The organism is Sphingobacterium sp. UBA7253 (assembly GCF_002472745.1).
GTDB lineage: Bacteria > Bacteroidota > Bacteroidia > Sphingobacteriales > Sphingobacteriaceae > Sphingobacterium > Sphingobacterium siyangense.
Genome location: NZ_DKSP01000129.1, coordinates 1 through 3,053, shown reverse-complemented (window position 1 = coordinate 3,053; position 3,053 = coordinate 1). Strand labels below are relative to the sequence as shown.

The following is a 3,053-nucleotide window of genomic DNA, read 5'->3' as shown; positions in this document are numbered from 1 at the left end:
TTGATGAAATTATTCCTTTTGAATCGGATAAAGACATCACGGATATGCTTCAGTCGCTGCCCATTCACAAGTATTTTATAGGTGAAGAATATAAATTGGTCGATTTTTCAGGAAAGGATTATTGTATCTCGGAAGGAATCGAAATATGCTATACCAAAAACAAAAATAGGTTCTCGAGCCAATCACTTCGAAAAACTGTAAGTGATAAAGAAGCCGAAAAAGGGAGAAAATGCTTTTCAGCACAATCTGACATGCTATCCCTAAATCAACGTATACCTCAATTTTAAAGGTGTCAATATATCGGTAGCGATAAGTAGAAAGCTTGTAAATAACAATAATATCGTTAGATATGGAAAAAATCAATATTGGTATTATTACGAATTTGAGAAAGCTACTGTTCGCCTACCGTATACTTTTTTCTGAGCATATACAAAGTCCCGCAAATATTGTACTTGAAGCAACTTCTATTGATTCTATCAGCAGCAATTCTTACATCAATGAAAGGCCAGAATTGCTGTTGATAGATTATCGCCTCGTATTTAAAGACACAGCACTTTTCTTTTCGTTTGTAAATTATTTTTATCCCGACACGGTCGTTTTACTCATTGTACATCAAACTTTTCTTGGGGAAGCAAAGCGATGTACAAATTATGTCCAATCGGTTTTATCCCCTAACCTGGACATTAATCAACTTTTTATGCTTATAAGAAATTCAGTTTTACAGTCTAACATTGTTAAACAGTGAATTCCCTTTTTTTAAACTAGATCATAATTCACAAAGAGTTAGATAATCATTTTTTATAAAAAATAGATGTGTAATTTAGATACTGAGCTATATATTAATACAATGGGGATTTTCTCGATTTGTAAGCTATCATTTATATGTATTCTACTAATAGGCCTATTATCACAGGCTTTTGGTCAGTCAGTTGTGGATATTCGAAAAATAATGCTTTTATAGCTTTCGTTTATCGCTTTCAATGACAATAAATTCTGGTAAATATTCAGGTGTACAACCTTTTGAAACCATTTTCCCTTTATAAAGTCCAGTTTTTTCGCCAAGTGCTATACAACGATTTCGATATTTTTTTTCATAAACTCCAATCCAACCTGTTGTGAAATTCATTGCCCATTGCACTTCCGGCTCTTCTTTTTCAATTTTACTTTCAATTTTAGTAAGTAATTCTTCGCTGTTGGGTTGTGGTTGTCCAGTCCAGCGCAAACGGCCTTGAAAATACCAATAAATTCGTCTTTTTAGCGAGGACTGGTTATCTGCCCAACTTTCTATTAAAGCAATTGTCTTTTTGTCTTTTGTTAGTTGGTTCGCCATGAGCCAATCAATCATTTGAAGTTTCTCGTTTTCGTTATGTTGCTTAATGTCCGCAATTAATTGATCAATCACTTCTTCGGTTAAAAGTTTCTTGTCCATAATCAAGATTGCCAATTGACGAGCAAAAAAAAGCTTGGATGACCAAAGTTCCATTGCCAATTCGTGGTCTTTTTTAATATCCTTGGCAACAATTCGTAAGTCTCCAAGTTTCGTGTTCTTTTCAGTGATCTTTGTCAGTATATTTTCTAATTTATGTGAAAGTTTCATTTCAGTCCTGTTATTTGTTTGACGTCATTTTCACGGTTGCTTGTAACGGTTCGGCAGCTTGGTGAAGACGGCCCTTTCGCAGCACCAACATGTCAAGCTACGACATAAGTTCTTTTAGAGCCGAAAAGTTTCTGCCCCCAAGTCCTCCCCGCTTTTGGCAATACTATTCTATTTCATCAGAATTCGATTTAGTAAATTTTCTAGATTCTTTAAATCAACTTCTTGGTTGATTTATCACTAAACTCTCTTTCTGTTAAAGAAAGCACATTGACGTAATTATAATAATGTCCCATAGTTTTTTAGATTTAAATTGTGAAGATATTATTTATTTTGGTTGAGCTTTGGTTTAAAATTACAGCCAACGGGTCGCGTATTGGCGATAGCCGCGGATTAGAAATCCTTCAATCTTTCAAGAACCTAAGCAACAGCCTTTTATTATCTTTTAAATTTATAAAAAAGGAAAGATAAAAAGCCATTTCGACTAAAAAAGAATAAAATGATAATGTTCAGTATAAAATGTGCAAATCTTGCCATAAGATAAGAGTATTGATTTAGCATTTTGATTACTTTGTATAGTACCTAAAGTCACAAAATATGAACACAAAATTTGAGGCAGGAATTAATATTGCCCTAAAAATTCCCAAAAGCAAATATGAAAAGACAGTCGTTTTTTATAGGGATGTTTTAAAGTTTAACGTGGAGGAAAAGCCGATTAACAACCCAACTGTGTCGAGGACATGTGAAGTAAAATTCGGCAATAATATTATATGGCTTGACTGTGTGGACAATTACACACATTCTGAAACTTGGTTACAGCTTATGGTTCCTGACGTAGAAATGGCGACAGCATATTTACTATCCAACGGGGTGGAAACCTGTGATGAAATTGAAGAATTACCGGAAAATATGCATTGGATTACTGACCCAGCCGGGACGGTATTCAACCTACAAAAAACGCAAAAAAAATAACGAAATCCACTGGGTAGCGTATTTTACAGATTTAAACAATTTTATTGCTGAATGGTATTATTTTTCATGGCACCGAGATTCATTATGGCGGCATAGCTGAGTTCTTATTCAGCCGGGAATTGGTTACAAGGCGATGTCAGCAATAATCGAATTCCTTGGTGGCGAAAAAGCCTATGCCAAAATTATTCCCGCACTTCCTTCAGAGATCACGATTACGCTTGGTGAACATTCAACCGATAAAGGAGAGAAAATCTCTCCAGAAACCTAGCTACTTCAATACGATAAAAAAGAGGACAATTGGAAAGGAAGTTATCTGTTAAGGATAGTCTTCAAAATGTGCAGATTCATTTCTGTCAATCCGCTATAAGGAGATGTCAATACTAACCTTGATTTTAATGCTTGTTGGGACCAAAATTAAGGGAACTAGTGCAAATCCAACTTGCGGATGAACTAAATAGTTTATTAGATATCACTTGCGTCCTAAACG

General features: G+C 34.8%; 3 protein-coding genes and 1 pseudogene. 3 read left to right on the top strand and 1 reads right to left on the bottom strand.

The features are described 5' to 3' along the window. Positions 1-287: pseudogene (locus B2X72_RS13205) on the top strand (hypothetical protein); the annotation flags it as partial. A 668-nt stretch (positions 288-955) separates the two neighbouring features. Here B2X72_RS13205 and B2X72_RS13200 read toward each other — a convergent pair. Continuing rightward, positions 956-1,597, bottom strand: a complete 642-nt coding sequence (locus B2X72_RS13200; RefSeq protein WP_075993115.1) for a DNA alkylation repair protein — start codon at positions 1,595-1,597, stop codon at positions 956-958. Positions 1,598-2,191: 594 nt separating this feature from the next. Here B2X72_RS13200 and B2X72_RS13195 point away from each other — a divergent pair. Beyond that, complete coding sequence (locus tag B2X72_RS13195) at positions 2,192-2,566, top strand: VOC family protein (RefSeq protein WP_075993116.1); 375 nt, start codon at positions 2,192-2,194, stop codon at positions 2,564-2,566. Between the two features lie 133 nt (positions 2,567-2,699). Further along, entirely contained in the window at positions 2,700-2,834 is a 135-nt protein-coding gene (locus tag B2X72_RS13190; RefSeq protein WP_257786995.1) for a hypothetical protein, read from the top strand. Positions 2,835-3,053 lie beyond the last annotated feature (219 nt).

Bases quoted from the DNA above. Each gene is read 5' to 3' on its own strand.
- B2X72_RS13190 (WP_257786995.1), top strand. From the start codon at position 2,700: ATGTCAGCAATAATCGAATTCCTTGGTGGCGAAAAAGCCTATGCCAAA.
- B2X72_RS13195 (WP_075993116.1), top strand. From the start codon at position 2,192: ATGAACACAAAATTTGAGGCAGGAATTAATATTGCCCTAAAAATTCCC.
- B2X72_RS13200 (WP_075993115.1), bottom strand. From the start codon at position 1,597: ATGAAACTTTCACATAAATTAGAAAATATACTGACAAAGATCACTGAA.